Genomic DNA, 14,601 nt, shown 5'->3' with positions numbered 1-14,601 from the left:
CATTCAAACGTCTAGACGTCTATATTTTTTATGATGTTAGTTTCTAATCAATTTATTGGAGTAGGTTATGCACATTCACACATTAGGTTTTCCGCGTATTGGCGCAAAACGCGAGTTAAAATTTTCACTAGAAAAATATTGGCGTGGCGATATTAGCCAAGCTGAATTTTTAGCACAAAGCAAATCACGCCGAGAATCAAATTGGCAAATTCAACACGATGCAGGCATTGATTTATTACCCGTGGGTGATTTTGCCCATTATGATCATGTATTAAATACCACGTTATTACTGGGGCTGGTGCCAAAACGTTTTACCCATCAACATGGTGCACAAAGTAACAATACTTTAGATATTGAATTTAGCGTTGCACGAGGACAAGCACCTACCGGGTGTCAGTGTGCTGCCAGTGATATGACCAAGTGGTTTAATACCAACTATCATTATATTGTGCCTGAGCTTTCATCAGCATTAGTAGCCAATGACGTTGAGGTTGATGTCGCGCCATTGTTGTCTCACTATAATGATGCACAAGCCGTGTCAGACCAACGCAAAGTTGTACTGATTGGCCCTATGACTTACCTCCATCTAAGTGTTGTAGAAAATGATGATAAACTGGCGTTATTGCCTTCGCTATTAGCACGATATCAACAAGTTTTTCAGCAGCTATCTGCTGCTGGGGTAACTTGGGTGCAAATTGATGAACCGATACTAGCCTTAGAGTTAAATAGTGATTGGCAACAAGCCTTTAAGCAAAGCTATAATAGCTTGAACAAAGGAACACTCAAGCTATTGTTAACCACTTATTTTGGCGCTATAGATCACCATGTGGCATTAATAAAATGCCTAGCGGTTGATGGACTTCATATTGATACTGTTGCTGAAAAAACCCAAGTAGATCTGATTATTAGTGCATTACCAGGGCACTGGGTTATTTCCTTAGGCGTGATTAACGGTCGAAATATTTGGAAAACTGACTTAGTGTCTGTGTTTCAAAAATTACAGCCATTATATCGGCAATTAGGGACGCGACTATGGCTTGCGCCTTCATGCTCATTACTGCATTCGCCGGTAGATCTAGAGCAAGAGCAAAAAATGGATGCCGAATTAAAGTCGTGGTTGGCTTTTGCCAAACAAAAATGTCAAGAATTAGCGTTACTAAAGCAGGCGCTTGTTAGTGAAAACAGTGATGAAATTACCTTATATTCTAACTCAGCCTTAGGCAGGCGTGTTGCTCCGCGCATCAATAACGTTGATGTGCAGCAACGGGTGAAATCATTAACTACAGCAAATTATCAACGGGCAGTAGCCTTTGAGCAAAGAAAACAAATTCAACAACAAGCGCTTAATTTACCGTGCTTGCCAACGACCACTATTGGGTCTTTTCCACAAACTGGCGATATTCGTGAAGTGAGAGCAAAATGGCGAAAAAATGCAATAGATCAGCAAACCTACCAAGGGTTAATTGAAGCCCAAATCAAAGCGGCAATTGTTTGTCAGGAAGAGATAGGCTTAGATGTGTTAGTTCACGGTGAAGCTGAGCGTAATGATATGGTGGAATACTTTGGTGAATTACTCGAAGGCGTTGCCTTTACTCAATTTGCTTGGGTACAAAGCTATGGCTCTCGGTGTGTTAAACCGCCAATTATTTTTGGTGATATTAGCCGTAAACATCCTATGACCTTAGAGTGGATTAAGTATGCGCAAGGTTTAACAGACAAGCCAGTAAAGGCAATGTTAACGGGGCCTGTTACCATATTAACTTGGTCATTTGTTCGAGATGATTTGCCACGAGAGCAGGTTGCCAAACAAATAGCACTAGCGATCAGTGATGAAGTAGATGACTTAGTAAATAATGGCACACAAATTATTCAAATAGATGAGCCAGCAATACGTGAAGGGATGCCAGTCAAACAAAGTCAATGGCAACATTATTTAGACTGGGCGACGGCATCATTTCGTTTGTCTGCTGCTAAAGCACCCGCACATACCCAAATTCATACCCATATGTGCTATTCAGAATTTAATGATATTTTACCAGCCATTATTGCCTTAGATGCAGATGTACTGACCGTAGAAACTGCACGCTCCAACATGGCGTTACTTGATGCCTTTGAACAACAGTCTTACCCAAATGATTTAGGGCCTGGAGTTTATGATATTCACTCTCCTAATGTTCCAACGGTTGAGTCGATGGTAGCTTTGTTAGAGAAAGCGCAGCAGTATATTCCGTCTCAGCGATTGTGGGTTAATCCAGATTGTGGTTTGAAAACAAGAGGGTGGGATGAAACTAAGTCAGCATTAGCTAATATGGTTTTGGCGGCAAAGCAATTAAGAGCGGTCAGTGATTAATTAAATGATTAGCTATAAGCAGAGCCAATAAAAAAGCACGCTATTGTAGCGTGCTTTTTCAGTATGTAGTTGTGAAGAGCTAGTTTAGATAACGTTAATCTTACTCATCAAAAGAGAATTCTATGTAGGCTTTACCCACTTCTCCTTTTAATGAAATAATCACTACAGGCCCTTTTGATTTATGATGAATAGTATGAGCTTTGCCAGAGACAACAATGGGCGTAGCCATATCAAATTCAAAGCCTTTTTCACTGAGCATGCGTTTAGCTCCACCAGTGACCATATTAGTTATTTCGCCAACTAAATCGGTTATTTCGTCATTGACTTCATCTGGGGCTTCTCCAACCATACCTTTCATGGTGGCAAGTGCTAACGGGGCGTCAAAGGTGATAGAAAGCGAACCTTTTGCTTCTGGGCTGACCATGCCTATTAAGCCAGATACATCGCCCATGGCAACATCATCTTTCTTTAATTTAGGCTTTTCGGGAGTCAATTCCATTCTTGCCATAGTAGACATGACATTTAACATGGATGATAAAAACGGGTTAATAAACTCTACTTTCATGAAGTCGTCCGAGTCTTAGTTACTAGGTAATGTTTTGATTTTGCACACTTCTGCTACAAATGTAAATCAAACTGTGAAATTAATACTCACTTGATTGTGTCCTAGGAGGCAATAAACCGTATCAGGTGAGTACAAGTATTTATTTATTCGCTTTAATAATAGCAACACTAGATGATATATCAAAGGTTAAACTACCTTGAATTTTATTTAAAGGATTTAAATCTTGATAATTAACCGTGTTTACTTGTTCAACATACGTTTGGGTGAGTACAGTATTCTTTATGCGTAAGTTGTGCAATGCGTGTTGTGAGCGGCTTTCTTGATAAGCAAAGAGTTGCCCTCGTTTTACTTCAAAGCCAATCCAATCTAGCTCAATGACTTGATTAGATTGCGCTAAAATAAAATGCTGCTCAATATACCATTGTATTAGTTGGTCATATTGCGGGTGCTCAGGAGAAAAACTGACTTGTTTTATTTCAGCAATAGCATTTTCAATATCATGGGCAGTAAACTGATGAATAACTTCAATACGATGGTTTTCATTATTGATATTTAGCTCTGAAACGCCAAAAAAATAGGTGTGAGCAGTAGCGGATGCTACTGCTCCAACCAACAGTATGGCAATGAATGCTTTACTGATTAAAGAACGAATTAAAGCCAACATTAATTCACTTCGTTTTCTTCATTGCCTTTATCATCAGCCGACTTTAATTTTTCATTATAGTCGCGCATCATGTCTTTTTTCTTTCTTTTGTAAAGATTAAAGCGAGATTTAATAGGTCTGGCTGGCCAGTAGTTATTATTCACATTGACATCAGCGGTTTCCCATTTTGAGTCAATAGCTAAAGCGGTAATTTCTTTATCACGAATCAATAATTTTGAAACCTTTTTTGAGTTTTGACGCCAGATTTCTGCAGGTATTTTCATATGCTCATTGGTGCCATCAGCATAAGTGATGTCCAAAATAATGGGCATTACTAAGCCGCCTTTGTTTTCAAAGTCGATTAAGTAAAAATTACTTTGTGTTAATAATAAATCTTTTTGCCACTGCTCTAATTTTTTCATACTTGCATTGTATTTATTACGCGCAGCATTGGTGGCGGTAAACTTATCATGCTCATTGTAAAAATCTAATAATTCAGGTCTATCTTGGGTTCTCACCCATTGTCCTTTATTCATTAAGCTTGAGATGAATTCAGGCTTTTCATTTTCTAATGCACGCAACCAAGCTTCCTCGGTATCAGGGTTTTGGCTATCAGCACTATACAAATGAATGTCGCCTAAAGCGATATCAACGTGATCTGTGGTATAAAACCAGCCACGGAAGAACCAGTCTAAGTCAACGGCTGAGGCATCTTCCATGGTTCGGAAAAAGTCAGCTGGAGTCGGGCGTTTAAATTTCCAACGTTGAGCGTATTCTTTAAAAGCAAAATCAAATAATTCACGACCCATGATGGTTTCACGTAAAATATTGAGCGCCGTTGCTGGTTTACCGTAGGCATTGTTGCCAAATTGCAAAATTGACTCTGAGTTGGTCATGATAGGCACTTGATTGCTGCTTTTCATGTAACTGGTAATATTGGCGGCATCACCACGGCGTGAAGGGTAGTCTTCTTCCCATGCTTGTTCGGCCAAAAATTGCAAGAAAGTATTCAAACCTTCATCCATCCAGGTCCATTGACGTTCGTCAGAATTGACTATCATCGGGAAATAGTTGTGACCAACTTCATGGATGATCACCCCAACTAACCCATATTTAGTGCGGCGTGAATAAGTTTTTTCACCGGTTTTCTTATTCAGCGTTGGGCGTGGGCCATTGAAAGTGATCATTGGGTATTCCATGCCGCCAACAGGGCCATTAACCGATATTGATACCGGATATGGGTAGTCAAAGGTATATTTGCTGTATTGCTCCATGGTATGAATTATTGCTTCTGTGGAGTATTTTTCCCACAAAGGGTTACCTTCATTAGGATAATAAGACATTGCCATGGTGTTGGTACCACCATGTTGATAACCCTGAGCATCCCAAATAAATTTGCGGCTTGAAGCAAAGGCAAAATCTCGAACGTTTTTGGCCTTAAAGTGCCAAGTTTTGGTTGTTTTAGCACGGGATTTTTCATTAGCCAATGCTTCGTCAACAGTCACAATTAGTACAGGCTTTTTCGCTGTTTTGGCACGTTTTAAACGTTTGCGTTGAGTTTTGGTTAATACCTTACTGGCATTTTGTAATTCACCAGTAGCTGCAACAATATGGTCGCTTGGTACGGTAATTTTTACATCATAATCACCAAACTCTAAGGTGAATTCGCCGCGCCCTAAAAACTGTTTATTTTGCCAACCCATGGTATCGTAATAAGCCACAGCACGAGGGAACCAGCTAGCAATTTCGTATAAGTAGTTATCATCTTCTTTAAAATATTCATAGCCTGAACGACCACCTAATACTTTTTGTTCGTGTAATTGATAATTCCACTCAACATTAAATTCAGTGGTTTTCCCTGATTTTAGCGCTTTGGGCAAATCAATACGTAACATGGTGCCATTAATCACATAATTTAGTGCCTTACCACTGCTGGCAGTAACCTTAGTGATATTATAGCCACCATCAAATTTTGGCGTCTCAATCATATTACGCACACCAGTGTATGTTACTTTTTTTAATGGTGGTGTAGTTTTTATCAGTTTGGCATCAGCGTTGCGTTTTAATTTATTTTGATCAAGTTGCAACCAGATATAACGCAGTGTATCTGGTGAATTATTGGTATAGGTTAACGTTTCATAGCCTGATAATTGCTGGGTTTGGTCATCTAGTTTGATATCAATCTGGTAATCAACTTGTTGCTGCCAATATTGATGACCTGGCGCACCTGAAGCTGTGCGATAGACGTTTGGTGTCGGTAACATTTCATCTAGTTGACGAAATTTGTCACTAGCTATGGTGTTTTTAGCTTGAGCGCTGGTAGAAACTATGCTGCTCGCAAAGGCAACAGATAGGCAAACAAGTGCTGTTGATAATGAATATTTCATAACCTTCCAATTTTATAGTTGCAAATTTGATGGACAAAATCCATTTTTTAGTCGGCTTTTATAGCATGTTGCAGAGTCGCTTGGTAAGGCAGAAAAGGGTATTTGAGATAAAAGGTGTCATTAATAAGATTAATGACACCTTTTACAACGGCCATGGGCTTCAACAATTTGATGGCTAATACTAAAACCGTTAGCGTCAGCCATTGAGCGTAATGCTAAATCAAAGTTGTTTGATTGAATTTCTTCAACATGGCCACATTCATCGCAAATCAGTAATTGTACTGGGTGGTTGCAATCACCAAAGTGATGGCACATAACAAAGGCATTAATAGACTCAATTTTATGGACAAAGCCTTGCTTTGATAAAAAGTCTAGTGCGCGATAAATGGTTGCAGGTTTTGCCGCTGCGTCTAGCAGCTTTAATTCATCTAATAAATCGTAAGCGCCAACCGCACCTTGATGTTTCGCGAGTAATAAAAAAACTTGCTCACGCGTTTTTGTTAAACGAGCGCCCTTGCTCTGACATACTTGCTGAGCTTGAATAAGTAATTTTTCATATACCGTGTCGTGTATAGAGTCATGAGTAGTGTCATGTGATGAAACGGGTTCTGCCATTTTGAATTTTTATTTGTGTCTATAATGATTTCAACCAGTGTAGCATTATTGATATTTTTTTCACATGCCCTAGTTTTATTAACCAATAAATGAATATGATTTAGGTCATATTTTTGTTACCTTACAAATGACACCGCTGTCATTTGCGATTTTTTTAAACTTATTAGACAAAAACACATCTATTCTCAGGAACTATTATGACCCGCTACCTTGCCCTTGACGCTTTTAGAGGAGTTACTATCGCGCTAATGATTTTAGTCAACACGCCTGGCACGTGGTCACAGGTTTATGCCCCTTTGCTACATGCAAAATGGCATGGCGTCACCCCTACTGATTTAGTGTTTCCGTTTTTCTTGTTTATTATTGGCTCTGCCATGTTTTTCTCCTTTAAAAAGAGTGATTTTGCCGCAACGCCAACCCAGTTTTTTCGTATTGTAAAAAGGGGAGGGATTATGTTTGTTATTGGACTTTTGCTCAATATTATTCCTTTTAATATGCCGATGGAACAATGGCGCATTATGGGGGTTTTACAACGCATTGGTATCGCTTACGTTATCGCAGCAAGTCTGATTATCTTGTTAAATAAACGGGCAATCTATATAGCCTGCGGTGTGATTCTTACCACATATTGGCTGTTACTACTCAGCGCTGGTGAGGCTGCTTTAACCCTTGATGGCAATATTGTTCGCCAGTTTGATCTTGCCATTATTGGTGCTAGTCACATGTATACCATCAATGGGATAAGTTTTGAGCCTGAGGGCTTGTTGAGTACCTTACCTGCGGTGGTAAATATGTTGCTAGGCTTTGAATTAACGCGCTATTTAACCCAAATTGAAGATAAACAATCGAGCGTGGTAAAACTCATTATTATTGGTGGTTTAGCTATTGGTTTGGGCGCTTTATGGAGCCAAGTGTTACCGATTAATAAGTCATTGTGGACCAGTTCGTATGTTATTTATACCACAGGTTGTGCTTGTTTATTATTAGCTTTCTTTGTGTGGTTAATCGATATCAAGGCACAAACACATCTGGTATCGCCTTTGCTCGTTTATGGCACTAACCCTTTGTTTGTCTATGTTTTATCATTTGTTGTTGTTACGGTATATTTAACTATTGAGGTGGGAGGTAGTAGTTTGTACCGTTGGTTATATTTACAATTCAACGCCATTGCTGAGCCAAAGCTAGCGTCGTTGTTGTTTGCGCTGAGCCATGTGGTCGTCTTTTGGTTCGTTTCATTAAAGCTGTATCAAAGAAAAATATTCATTAAAATTTAGTAAACTTTCCTTAATGCTGTATATTTAACTTAAGTAAAAAATTAATGAGGTTAATCAGTTACTTTATCATTTTGATCTCAGAATAAATTGGTTTTAGTCGATCCAGCAGCAAGGTTTAAGGGTAATTATTATCGCGTGAAAAAAGTTAAGTTAACTCAAGATGAGAATTTGTCCTTCAAATTAAATCATCAACTATTGCCAGAAGAAAAACAACGAATAGATTTGTATTTTTCGCTGCCGTTAGATATGGGAATAAGCCCAAGCACATTGAATGTAGAAGACTTTTTTTACAGCAATATTAAAAACCACAGCGCGTACTATGCCGCTAAAATACATCTGCCGTTAGTTCGAAGTCGGTTTATTAGTCAGCGTTTTGAAGGCGAAAATCCTGATAGTCAAAGCGATTATCGACTGAATTTAAATTTATATTCTTATCAGCTAAAAATAGCGCTAGATGCTGATATCAAGCAAACGTTAAAGTTAAAAACAGCGGAAGAATTTTATCCTGCCGCCATTGAGCTTGTTGAGCAAATTGCTACGTTAATTAAAAAACTTCGCCGTTATACACCTTCAGATAAAAAACTAAGTTCGTTTTTTGAAAATGCCGATAATTACCTCAGTTGGCATATAGAACAGTCTTTTTTGAAACTATTGTCAAAAGGCCCCAAAAGTAGTGACTTTTCTACTGAGCGAGAGTTTTTACTGGCTTTTTGTCGTGATGAAAATGCATACCGCATAGATTGCAAATACAATTCGCAAGTCACCTTAGATGACCCAAACAGAATCACCAATAAAATGCGGTTGTTACAGCGCTTAATTGAATACGGGGTTGTTTTTCAGAAAAAAACCCGCTATTTGGATCTTCAGTTAAAGCGTTTAGTCACAGGAAGTGTTACAGCGGTGATCATGGCCTTTGTGATGACCTTAGTACTTAATGCTCGCTCTAATTTTGCTGAAGTAACTTTGGCACTGATTGCATTTTTAGGCTTAGTGTATGGTTTACGAGAAACATTTAAAGAAGATCTCACTAAACTGATTTGGCGTAAAGTGCAAAAAGGTCGACCCAAATGGCAAAATCTATTTGTACACAGTGTTAACCAAAAGCGAATTTTGAGCCAAATTTTGTGGTTAGAATACATCAACAATAAAGACTTGCCTAACTCGGTGAATGAGTTGTTTCAACAGCGGGGCCAGCAGAATAAACAAGATGCGCGCTTGTTTCACTTTCGCTGTGACAATAAAGTACTAGCTAAGGAGTTTTTACCCGGATATGACGAGATACAGCAGCAAATATTTTTTAATTTAACCCCATTTGTTCGTTTTTTGAAGAAAGGGGCTGGGCGCTTGTATAGTTTAGACGGTCAAAAAATATCGAGTCAAGGGGTGGAACGCCGCTATCAAATCAATCTGATTTTGCGCTGTATTGATAAAGAAGGCGAGCATTTACAACGGTTTAAAATTACTTTGAATCGCAGTGAAATTGTTAATATTGAAGCCATGAAGTTAGAGTAAACTGAGCGAGTTGCTGTCTATGAGGTGGTTATTCACCACCAAATCAATCATATCTCGCATCCAAATATTTCGAGGATCTGAATCTGCACTTTTATGCCAGTATAGTCGCCATTCTACTGGCTCTATGGCAAAGGGTAACTCAACTACTTTCAGTGTCGATGATTTTGCCATAGTTGCTGGCATAATACTGAGTAAGTTGGTATTTGCCAATAAATTCGGTAGTGCCCAATGATGTTGTGCGCGCATCTGTATATTTCGGTTGATCCCCATTTTTTGTAGTGCAATATCAACAAAACCTCTCCCCCGTCGTCGACTGGAAATATGGATATGGCCCATCGATAAGTATTGTTCAAGGGTAATACTGCTACCAATAAGTGGGTGATCCTTACGAGCAACACAAACATATCGGTCTTTTATAAGTACACGTTGCTTTAGTTGTGGCGAAGCGACATGGGGGACATCAATGGCGAAATCTAATTCACCGGAAGTTAACTCTTTTTCAATGTTAGCTCGATCTATTTGTATGGTTTCCAAAGACGCTTTTGGCGCGCGATCGCTGAGGATGGACATCAGGGATGGTAGCAGCATGATCTCAACCATGTCATTCATATTGAAGACAAAGTTCTTATCCGCAGTTTTAGGATCAAACACTTGATTACTAGTGACGCTTAAGTCCAATAGTTGAATAGCTTGTTGAACTGGAGTAATCATGCTTTCTGCTACTGGAGTTGGTGCCATTCCTGTGGGGGTTCTAATAAAAAGCGGATCATTGACTATTGAACGAAAGCGTTTTAAAGCATTACTTACGGCGGGCTGGGTAATGCAAAGTATATTGGCCGCTTTGGTTAAATTACGTTCGTTATAAATGGCATTAAAGACCAAAAATAAATTTAAATCGATGTTGTTTAAATTCATGCTTATTCATAGTGTGAATCAGGTTTTATTCATATAATAAATTTTATTTATAATAAGTCCAGTATTAAAGTAGATGTATCGCCATGATCAACACATCACAACTATTGAGGAGAGGGCAATGAACTTTGAACATACAGAAAAAGTTAACGCGTTAGTCGCTAAACTTCGTGACTTTATGAATGAACATATTTATCCAAATGAGGCATTGTTTGAACAACAAGTCGCTCTGGACCCTTGGTCAACTGGGCCGTTAACTGAGCAGCTAAAGTTAGCGGCCAAAGCTGCGGGACTATGGAATTTATTTTTGCCCCTTGAGCATGGGCACTACAGTGGTGGCTTAACTAATTTAGAGTATGCGGTTTTAGCGGAAGAAATGGGCCGAGTTATTTGGTGCTCTGAAGTCTTTAATTGCGCGGCACCTGATACGGGTAATATGGAAGTATTAGCTAAATATGCCAATGAAGAACAAAAGCAACAATGGTTAATGCCTTTGCTTAATGGTGATATTCGTTCAGCATTTGCGATGACAGAGCCTGCGGTTGCTTCAAGTGATGCAACAAATATTGAAACTGCTATTGTCCGTGACGGTGATGACTATGTCATCAATGGCAAAAAGTTCTATATTTCAGGGGCTAACCGAAAACAATGTGAAATTATGATTGTGATGGGTAAAACCGACCCAGACAATAAAAATCGCTATATACAACAATCACAAATCTTAGTGCCGATGAACACTCCCGGGGTAACCGTTACGCGTGCCATGAAAGTGTTTGGCTATGATGATGCGCCAGAAGGGCACGCTGAAATTACCTTTGATAACGTGCGAGTGCCAGCTAGTAACCTTATTCTCGGAGAAGGCCGTGGCTTTGAAATTGCACAAGGCCGTTTAGGGCCTGGACGTATTCACCATTGTATGCGGATGATAGGCATGGCACAACGTGCCTTGGAGTTACATATGGAGCGCGCTAATAATCGTATTGTGTTTGGCCGTCCATTGATTAAACAACAATCAGTACGTGAAGATATAGCTAAATCTTATTGTGAGATAGAACAAGCGCGCTTGTTAACCTTAAAAGCAGCAAAAGCGATGGATGAGCTTGGGAATAAAGGGGCAAAAGAATTAATTTCAATGATTAAAATTGTTGCCCCACAAATGGCATTAAATGTGATTGAACGTTCTATTCAAGCCCATGGCGCCTTGGGCGTTAGTCAAGATACGCCTCTAGCACATATGTTTGCTTATGCTCGTTCGTTAAAATTTGCTGATGGGCCTGATCAAGTACATATGATGCAACTAGGGCGTGATTTAGTTAAGAAACACTGCGCTTAATTTTTTACCTCATTTTCACGGAGTTTATGTATGACCAGTACTAGTGAACAAATAGATGTTACCTTATTAGGTCGATATTTAGAGCAAAATGTAAAGGGGTTTAAAGGTCCGCTCACCCTTGAAAAATTTGCTGGCGGCCAGTCTAACCCCACCTTTAAAGTCAATGCGGCATCAGGGGTTTATGTTTTGCGTCGCCAACCGCCGGGTAAGTTACTTAAATCGGCGCATGCGGTTGACCGCGAATATAAAATTTTGTCGGCATTGGCTGCGACAGAGGTACCGGTAGCTAAAGTGTTTCATTTATGCGAAAACCGAGATGTGATTGGCTCAATGTTTTATTTAATGGAATATTTACCCGGACGAGTATTTTGGGATTCGGCACTGCCCCAAGCGCAAAATAAAGATCAGCGCCGTGCCATTCACCAAGAGGTTATTCATACCTTAGCCAAGTTACATAAAGTAGATATTAACGCGGCGGGCCTAAGTGAATACGGCCGGCCGGGTAATTATTATCAACGCCAAATAACCCGTTGGGTTACACAATATCGCGCCTCAGAAATTGACAATATTCCTGCCATGGAAAAACTGATCACTTGGATAGCAGCGAATACGCCGCCAGACGATGGCTTAGTGTCTATTGCTCATGGTGATTACCGTCTTGATAACTTGATGTTTCATCCAGAAAAACCAGAAGTGATTGCCGTGCTAGATTGGGAGTTATCTACCTTAGGTCATCCTTATGCTGATTTAGCTTACCACTGTATGCAATTACGCATGCCGTCACAATCACCCGCTTCAAAAGGATTGATGGGGGTTGATCGTGAAGCCTTAGGTATTCCAACTGAGCAAGAAATTGTTGCCTTGTACTGTCAACTAACAGGGGTTGAAAGCATCAGCAACTGGTCATTTTATTTAGCTTTCTGCTTTTTCCGTTTAGCCGCCATTGCTCAAGGAGTTGCTAAGCGAGCTACGCAAGGAAACGCATCGAATAAACAAGCAACGGCAACCGGAAAATTTGTTGAGCCGTTAGCGCAAATGGCGCTTGAGATCATTGATAAAGGAAAGTAGCGTTGAAAAATTATCACAGAAGCGTAGCGCTTTAATAAACAGTTCAGCTATGTAAATACACTCGAATAATAGGAAAATAATATGTATAAAAATATGTTTGATTTAACTGGGAAAGTCGCCTTAGTTAGTGGTGCCAGTCGAGGCATTGGCGAAGAAATTGCTTTGTGCCTTGCTGAGTATGGCGCACACGTTATTGTGTCAAGTCGAAGAATTGAAGGCTGTCAGTCAGTTGCGGATAAAATTATTGCCAATGGTGGCAGCGCTGAAGCGCTCACTTGTAATGTGGGTAATATGGACGATATTACCGCGACATTTCAACACATTAAGCAACAGCATAATGGCAAGTTAGATATCCTTATCAATAATGGTGCGGCCAACCCGTATTTTGGTCACATTTTAGATACTGATATTGCTGCATTTAATAAAACGGTTGATGTTAACATTCGCGGCTATTTCTTTATGTCGATAGAGGCGGGTAAGCTGATGCGTGAACAAGGTGGCGGGTCAATTGTTAATACGGCTTCGGTAAATGCCATTCAGCCAGGTGATATGCAAGGTATTTATTCAATCACCAAAGCTGCCGTAGTGAACATGACTAAATCATTCGCCAAAGAATGTGCGCCGTTTGGTATTCGTTGTAATGCATTATTACCAGGCTTTACTAAAACTAAATTTGCCGGAGCATTGTTTACCAATGATGAAATCTACAAAAAAGCGGTAGCAAATATTCCGATGAGTCGACATGCTGAGCCAAATGAAATGGCGGGTGCGGTGTTGTATTTAGCCTCCAATGCGAGTAGTTATACTAATGGTGAATGCATTGTTGTTGATGGCGGTTTGACCATCTAGCCTAACTTGAGTCGTATGACAGCATGAGCTGGAGGCTAAATGCTTCCAGCTACTTAATTATGAGTTCTTGTGTGAAATTTGAATGGTCAAATAAATGACTACTGAGTTAAAGACAAAGATAACAAGACTTTCAACAATGTTTGGTTCGATGAAACTACTGAAAATATTTGCTAAAATGCTAGTAGTTATCACACTAACTCCTCCACCAAATAACGAAAAAATAATTCGAGAGTAGCTCTTAAAAAAGTCTATGTGTTTAAACCGGGTTACCAACAAAGTGGTAATAATTAATGCAGCAATGTTTAAACCAACTTCAGGTGTAATATTAAAAAAAGAATTAATAAAAACACCAGTAAATGTAAAAGTAAGATAACTTATTATAAATAAACCGTAAGCCTTAATGTAATTCATAGAAAGACCTAATTTAAGACTTTTCTTCGTTCTAATTCACTACTATACTTCTGGGTCTCATTATATGAAAACTCATGTAAACCGATAAGCATAAGTGATGCTGTTAAAACAGCTATATTTCCTCTTGATGCTCCTTGTTTAGCAATACTCCAAATAGAGCCGCCAACACCATATGCACCAGGATTGGCGCCTAACAAACTAGACCACCTATTTAACTGGTTATGAAAAGATAAGACTTCTTTTAATTCTTCATTAGTTAATGACCACTCAGCCCATTGCGGATTAATAAGTGGCTCTAAACACTTAATTCTAAGCTCATTTTGTAATTGTGGATGGGATAAATCTTGAACCATTTGCATTACTGACATTTTATCTAGACGGTTCAAATGCCGATATAGAATGATTCCACTCATAGCAACTACAATTTTTTCTTTATTGCCAACTAACTTGTGGGTAGGTACCTTTAATATAAGGGCTAGATTTTTCATAGCCTCAGCAGAATTAGTAGGTAAAGAATAGCGTAAATTCACTTTTTGTTTGTTCATCAATAGTTCCTTTTGATATCTGAAGACATAAGAATATACCACGGTTGTGTTTTTATAAAGCCATTTTTAGATAACAATAATCCTTTTTCAAACCATGACAATTTGTAAGCGTGTGTGTCTAAACTTGATTTTATCGC

12 protein-coding genes are annotated in these 14,601 nt (G+C 39.2%); 6 read left to right on the top strand and 6 right to left on the bottom strand.

The genetic code is table 11. The annotated features are described in order from the left end of the window. Positions 1 to 67: 67 nt before the first annotated feature. Positions 68 to 2,350, top strand: a complete 2,283-nt coding sequence (gene metE, locus ABXG98_RS11055; protein WP_353538742.1) for a 5-methyltetrahydropteroyltriglutamate--homocysteine S-methyltransferase — start codon at positions 68 to 70, stop codon at positions 2,348 to 2,350. 100 nt (positions 2,351 to 2,450) lie between these two features. On the opposite strand, the gene ABXG98_RS11050 is transcribed toward metE, so the two are convergent. The 4 genes from ABXG98_RS11050 to ABXG98_RS11035 all read right to left on the bottom strand — a co-directional run bounded on the left by ABXG98_RS11050 (position 2,451) and on the right by ABXG98_RS11035 (position 6,560). Further along, the gene (locus ABXG98_RS11050; protein WP_353538741.1) at positions 2,451 to 2,915 is read right to left on the bottom strand and encodes a chemotaxis protein CheX; all 465 of its coding nucleotides are present in this window, start codon (positions 2,913 to 2,915) and stop codon (positions 2,451 to 2,453) included. A gap of 139 nt (positions 2,916 to 3,054) precedes the next feature. Then, entirely contained in the window at positions 3,055 to 3,579 is a 525-nt protein-coding gene (locus tag ABXG98_RS11045) for a DUF6702 family protein (RefSeq protein ID WP_353538740.1), read from the bottom strand. Next, positions 3,579 to 5,945, bottom strand: a complete 2,367-nt coding sequence (locus tag ABXG98_RS11040; protein ID WP_353538739.1) for a M1 family metallopeptidase — start codon at positions 5,943 to 5,945, stop codon at positions 3,579 to 3,581. The genes ABXG98_RS11045 and ABXG98_RS11040 overlap by 1 nt, the downstream gene beginning before the upstream one ends. 129 nt (positions 5,946 to 6,074) lie before the next feature. Beyond that, complete coding sequence (locus tag ABXG98_RS11035; protein ID WP_353538738.1) at positions 6,075 to 6,560, bottom strand: transcriptional repressor; 486 nt, start codon at positions 6,558 to 6,560, stop codon at positions 6,075 to 6,077. A gap of 197 nt (positions 6,561 to 6,757) precedes the next feature. Here ABXG98_RS11035 and ABXG98_RS11030 point away from each other — a divergent pair, with 197 nt between their 5' ends. Together ABXG98_RS11030 and ABXG98_RS11025 are read left to right on the top strand one after the other, a co-directional pair. Further along, positions 6,758 to 7,834, top strand: coding sequence for an acyltransferase family protein (locus ABXG98_RS11030; protein ID WP_353538737.1), 1,077 nt, complete (start codon positions 6,758 to 6,760; stop codon positions 7,832 to 7,834). 135 nt (positions 7,835 to 7,969) lie between these two features. Continuing rightward, positions 7,970 to 9,346 carry a hypothetical protein gene (locus ABXG98_RS11025; RefSeq protein ID WP_353538736.1) on the top strand — a complete coding sequence of 459 codons (1,377 nt, stop codon included), beginning with the start codon at positions 7,970 to 7,972 and terminating at the stop codon, positions 9,344 to 9,346. Here the strand turns inward: ABXG98_RS11025 and ABXG98_RS11020 are convergent. Then, positions 9,338 to 10,261, bottom strand: a complete 924-nt coding sequence (locus ABXG98_RS11020) for a LysR family transcriptional regulator (RefSeq protein WP_353538735.1) — start codon at positions 10,259 to 10,261, stop codon at positions 9,338 to 9,340. The genes ABXG98_RS11025 and ABXG98_RS11020 overlap by 9 nt on opposite strands. Before the next feature lie 118 nt (positions 10,262 to 10,379). Between ABXG98_RS11020 and ABXG98_RS11015 the strand changes: the two genes are divergently transcribed. The 3 genes from ABXG98_RS11015 (at position 10,380) to ABXG98_RS11005 (ending at position 13,508) form a co-directional block, all read left to right on the top strand. Continuing rightward, positions 10,380 to 11,591: an acyl-CoA dehydrogenase family protein gene (locus tag ABXG98_RS11015; RefSeq protein ID WP_353538734.1), complete on the top strand. Its 1,212-nt coding sequence runs from the start codon at positions 10,380 to 10,382 to the stop codon at positions 11,589 to 11,591. 30 nt (positions 11,592 to 11,621) lie between these two features. Next, the gene (locus ABXG98_RS11010) at positions 11,622 to 12,659 is read left to right on the top strand and encodes a phosphotransferase (RefSeq protein WP_353538733.1); all 1,038 of its coding nucleotides are present in this window, start codon (positions 11,622 to 11,624) and stop codon (positions 12,657 to 12,659) included. Between the two features lie 81 nt (positions 12,660 to 12,740). Next, complete coding sequence (locus ABXG98_RS11005; RefSeq protein ID WP_353538732.1) at positions 12,741 to 13,508, top strand: SDR family oxidoreductase; 768 nt, start codon at positions 12,741 to 12,743, stop codon at positions 13,506 to 13,508. Positions 13,509 to 13,927: 419 nt separating this feature from the next. Here the strand turns inward: ABXG98_RS11005 and ABXG98_RS11000 are convergent, their stop codons facing one another. Then, a complete protein-coding gene (locus ABXG98_RS11000) occupies positions 13,928 to 14,464 on the bottom strand; it encodes a hypothetical protein (protein WP_353538731.1) in 537 nt (178 codons plus the stop codon). Positions 14,465 to 14,601 lie beyond the last annotated feature (137 nt).

Origin of the sequence: Colwellia sp. KU-HH00111, assembly GCF_040362745.1 — a bacterium.
Classification (GTDB): Bacteria; Pseudomonadota; Gammaproteobacteria; order Enterobacterales; family Alteromonadaceae; genus Colwellia.
The sequence above is the reverse complement of the archived record's forward strand: the minus strand, read 5'-3'. Positions and strand labels throughout refer to the sequence as shown.

Coding starts and splice junctions, on each gene's coding strand:
- ABXG98_RS11050 (WP_353538741.1), bottom strand. CDS start 2,915: ATGAAAGTAGAGTTTATTAACCCGTTTTTATCATCCATGTTAAATGTC.
- metE (WP_353538742.1), top strand. CDS start 68: ATGCACATTCACACATTAGGTTTTCCGCGTATTGGCGCAAAACGCGAG.
- ABXG98_RS11040 (WP_353538739.1), bottom strand. CDS start 5,945: ATGAAATATTCATTATCAACAGCACTTGTTTGCCTATCTGTTGCCTTT.
- ABXG98_RS11035 (WP_353538738.1), bottom strand. CDS start 6,560: ATGGCAGAACCCGTTTCATCACATGACACTACTCATGACTCTATACAC.
- ABXG98_RS11045 (WP_353538740.1), bottom strand. CDS start 3,579: ATGTTGGCTTTAATTCGTTCTTTAATCAGTAAAGCATTCATTGCCATA.
- ABXG98_RS11000 (WP_353538731.1), bottom strand. CDS start 14,464: ATGAACAAACAAAAAGTGAATTTACGCTATTCTTTACCTACTAATTCT.
- ABXG98_RS11010 (WP_353538733.1), top strand. CDS start 11,622: ATGACCAGTACTAGTGAACAAATAGATGTTACCTTATTAGGTCGATAT.
- ABXG98_RS11005 (WP_353538732.1), top strand. CDS start 12,741: ATGTATAAAAATATGTTTGATTTAACTGGGAAAGTCGCCTTAGTTAGT.
- ABXG98_RS11020 (WP_353538735.1), bottom strand. CDS start 10,261: ATGAATTTAAACAACATCGATTTAAATTTATTTTTGGTCTTTAATGCC.
- ABXG98_RS11030 (WP_353538737.1), top strand. CDS start 6,758: ATGACCCGCTACCTTGCCCTTGACGCTTTTAGAGGAGTTACTATCGCG.
- ABXG98_RS11015 (WP_353538734.1), top strand. CDS start 10,380: ATGAACTTTGAACATACAGAAAAAGTTAACGCGTTAGTCGCTAAACTT.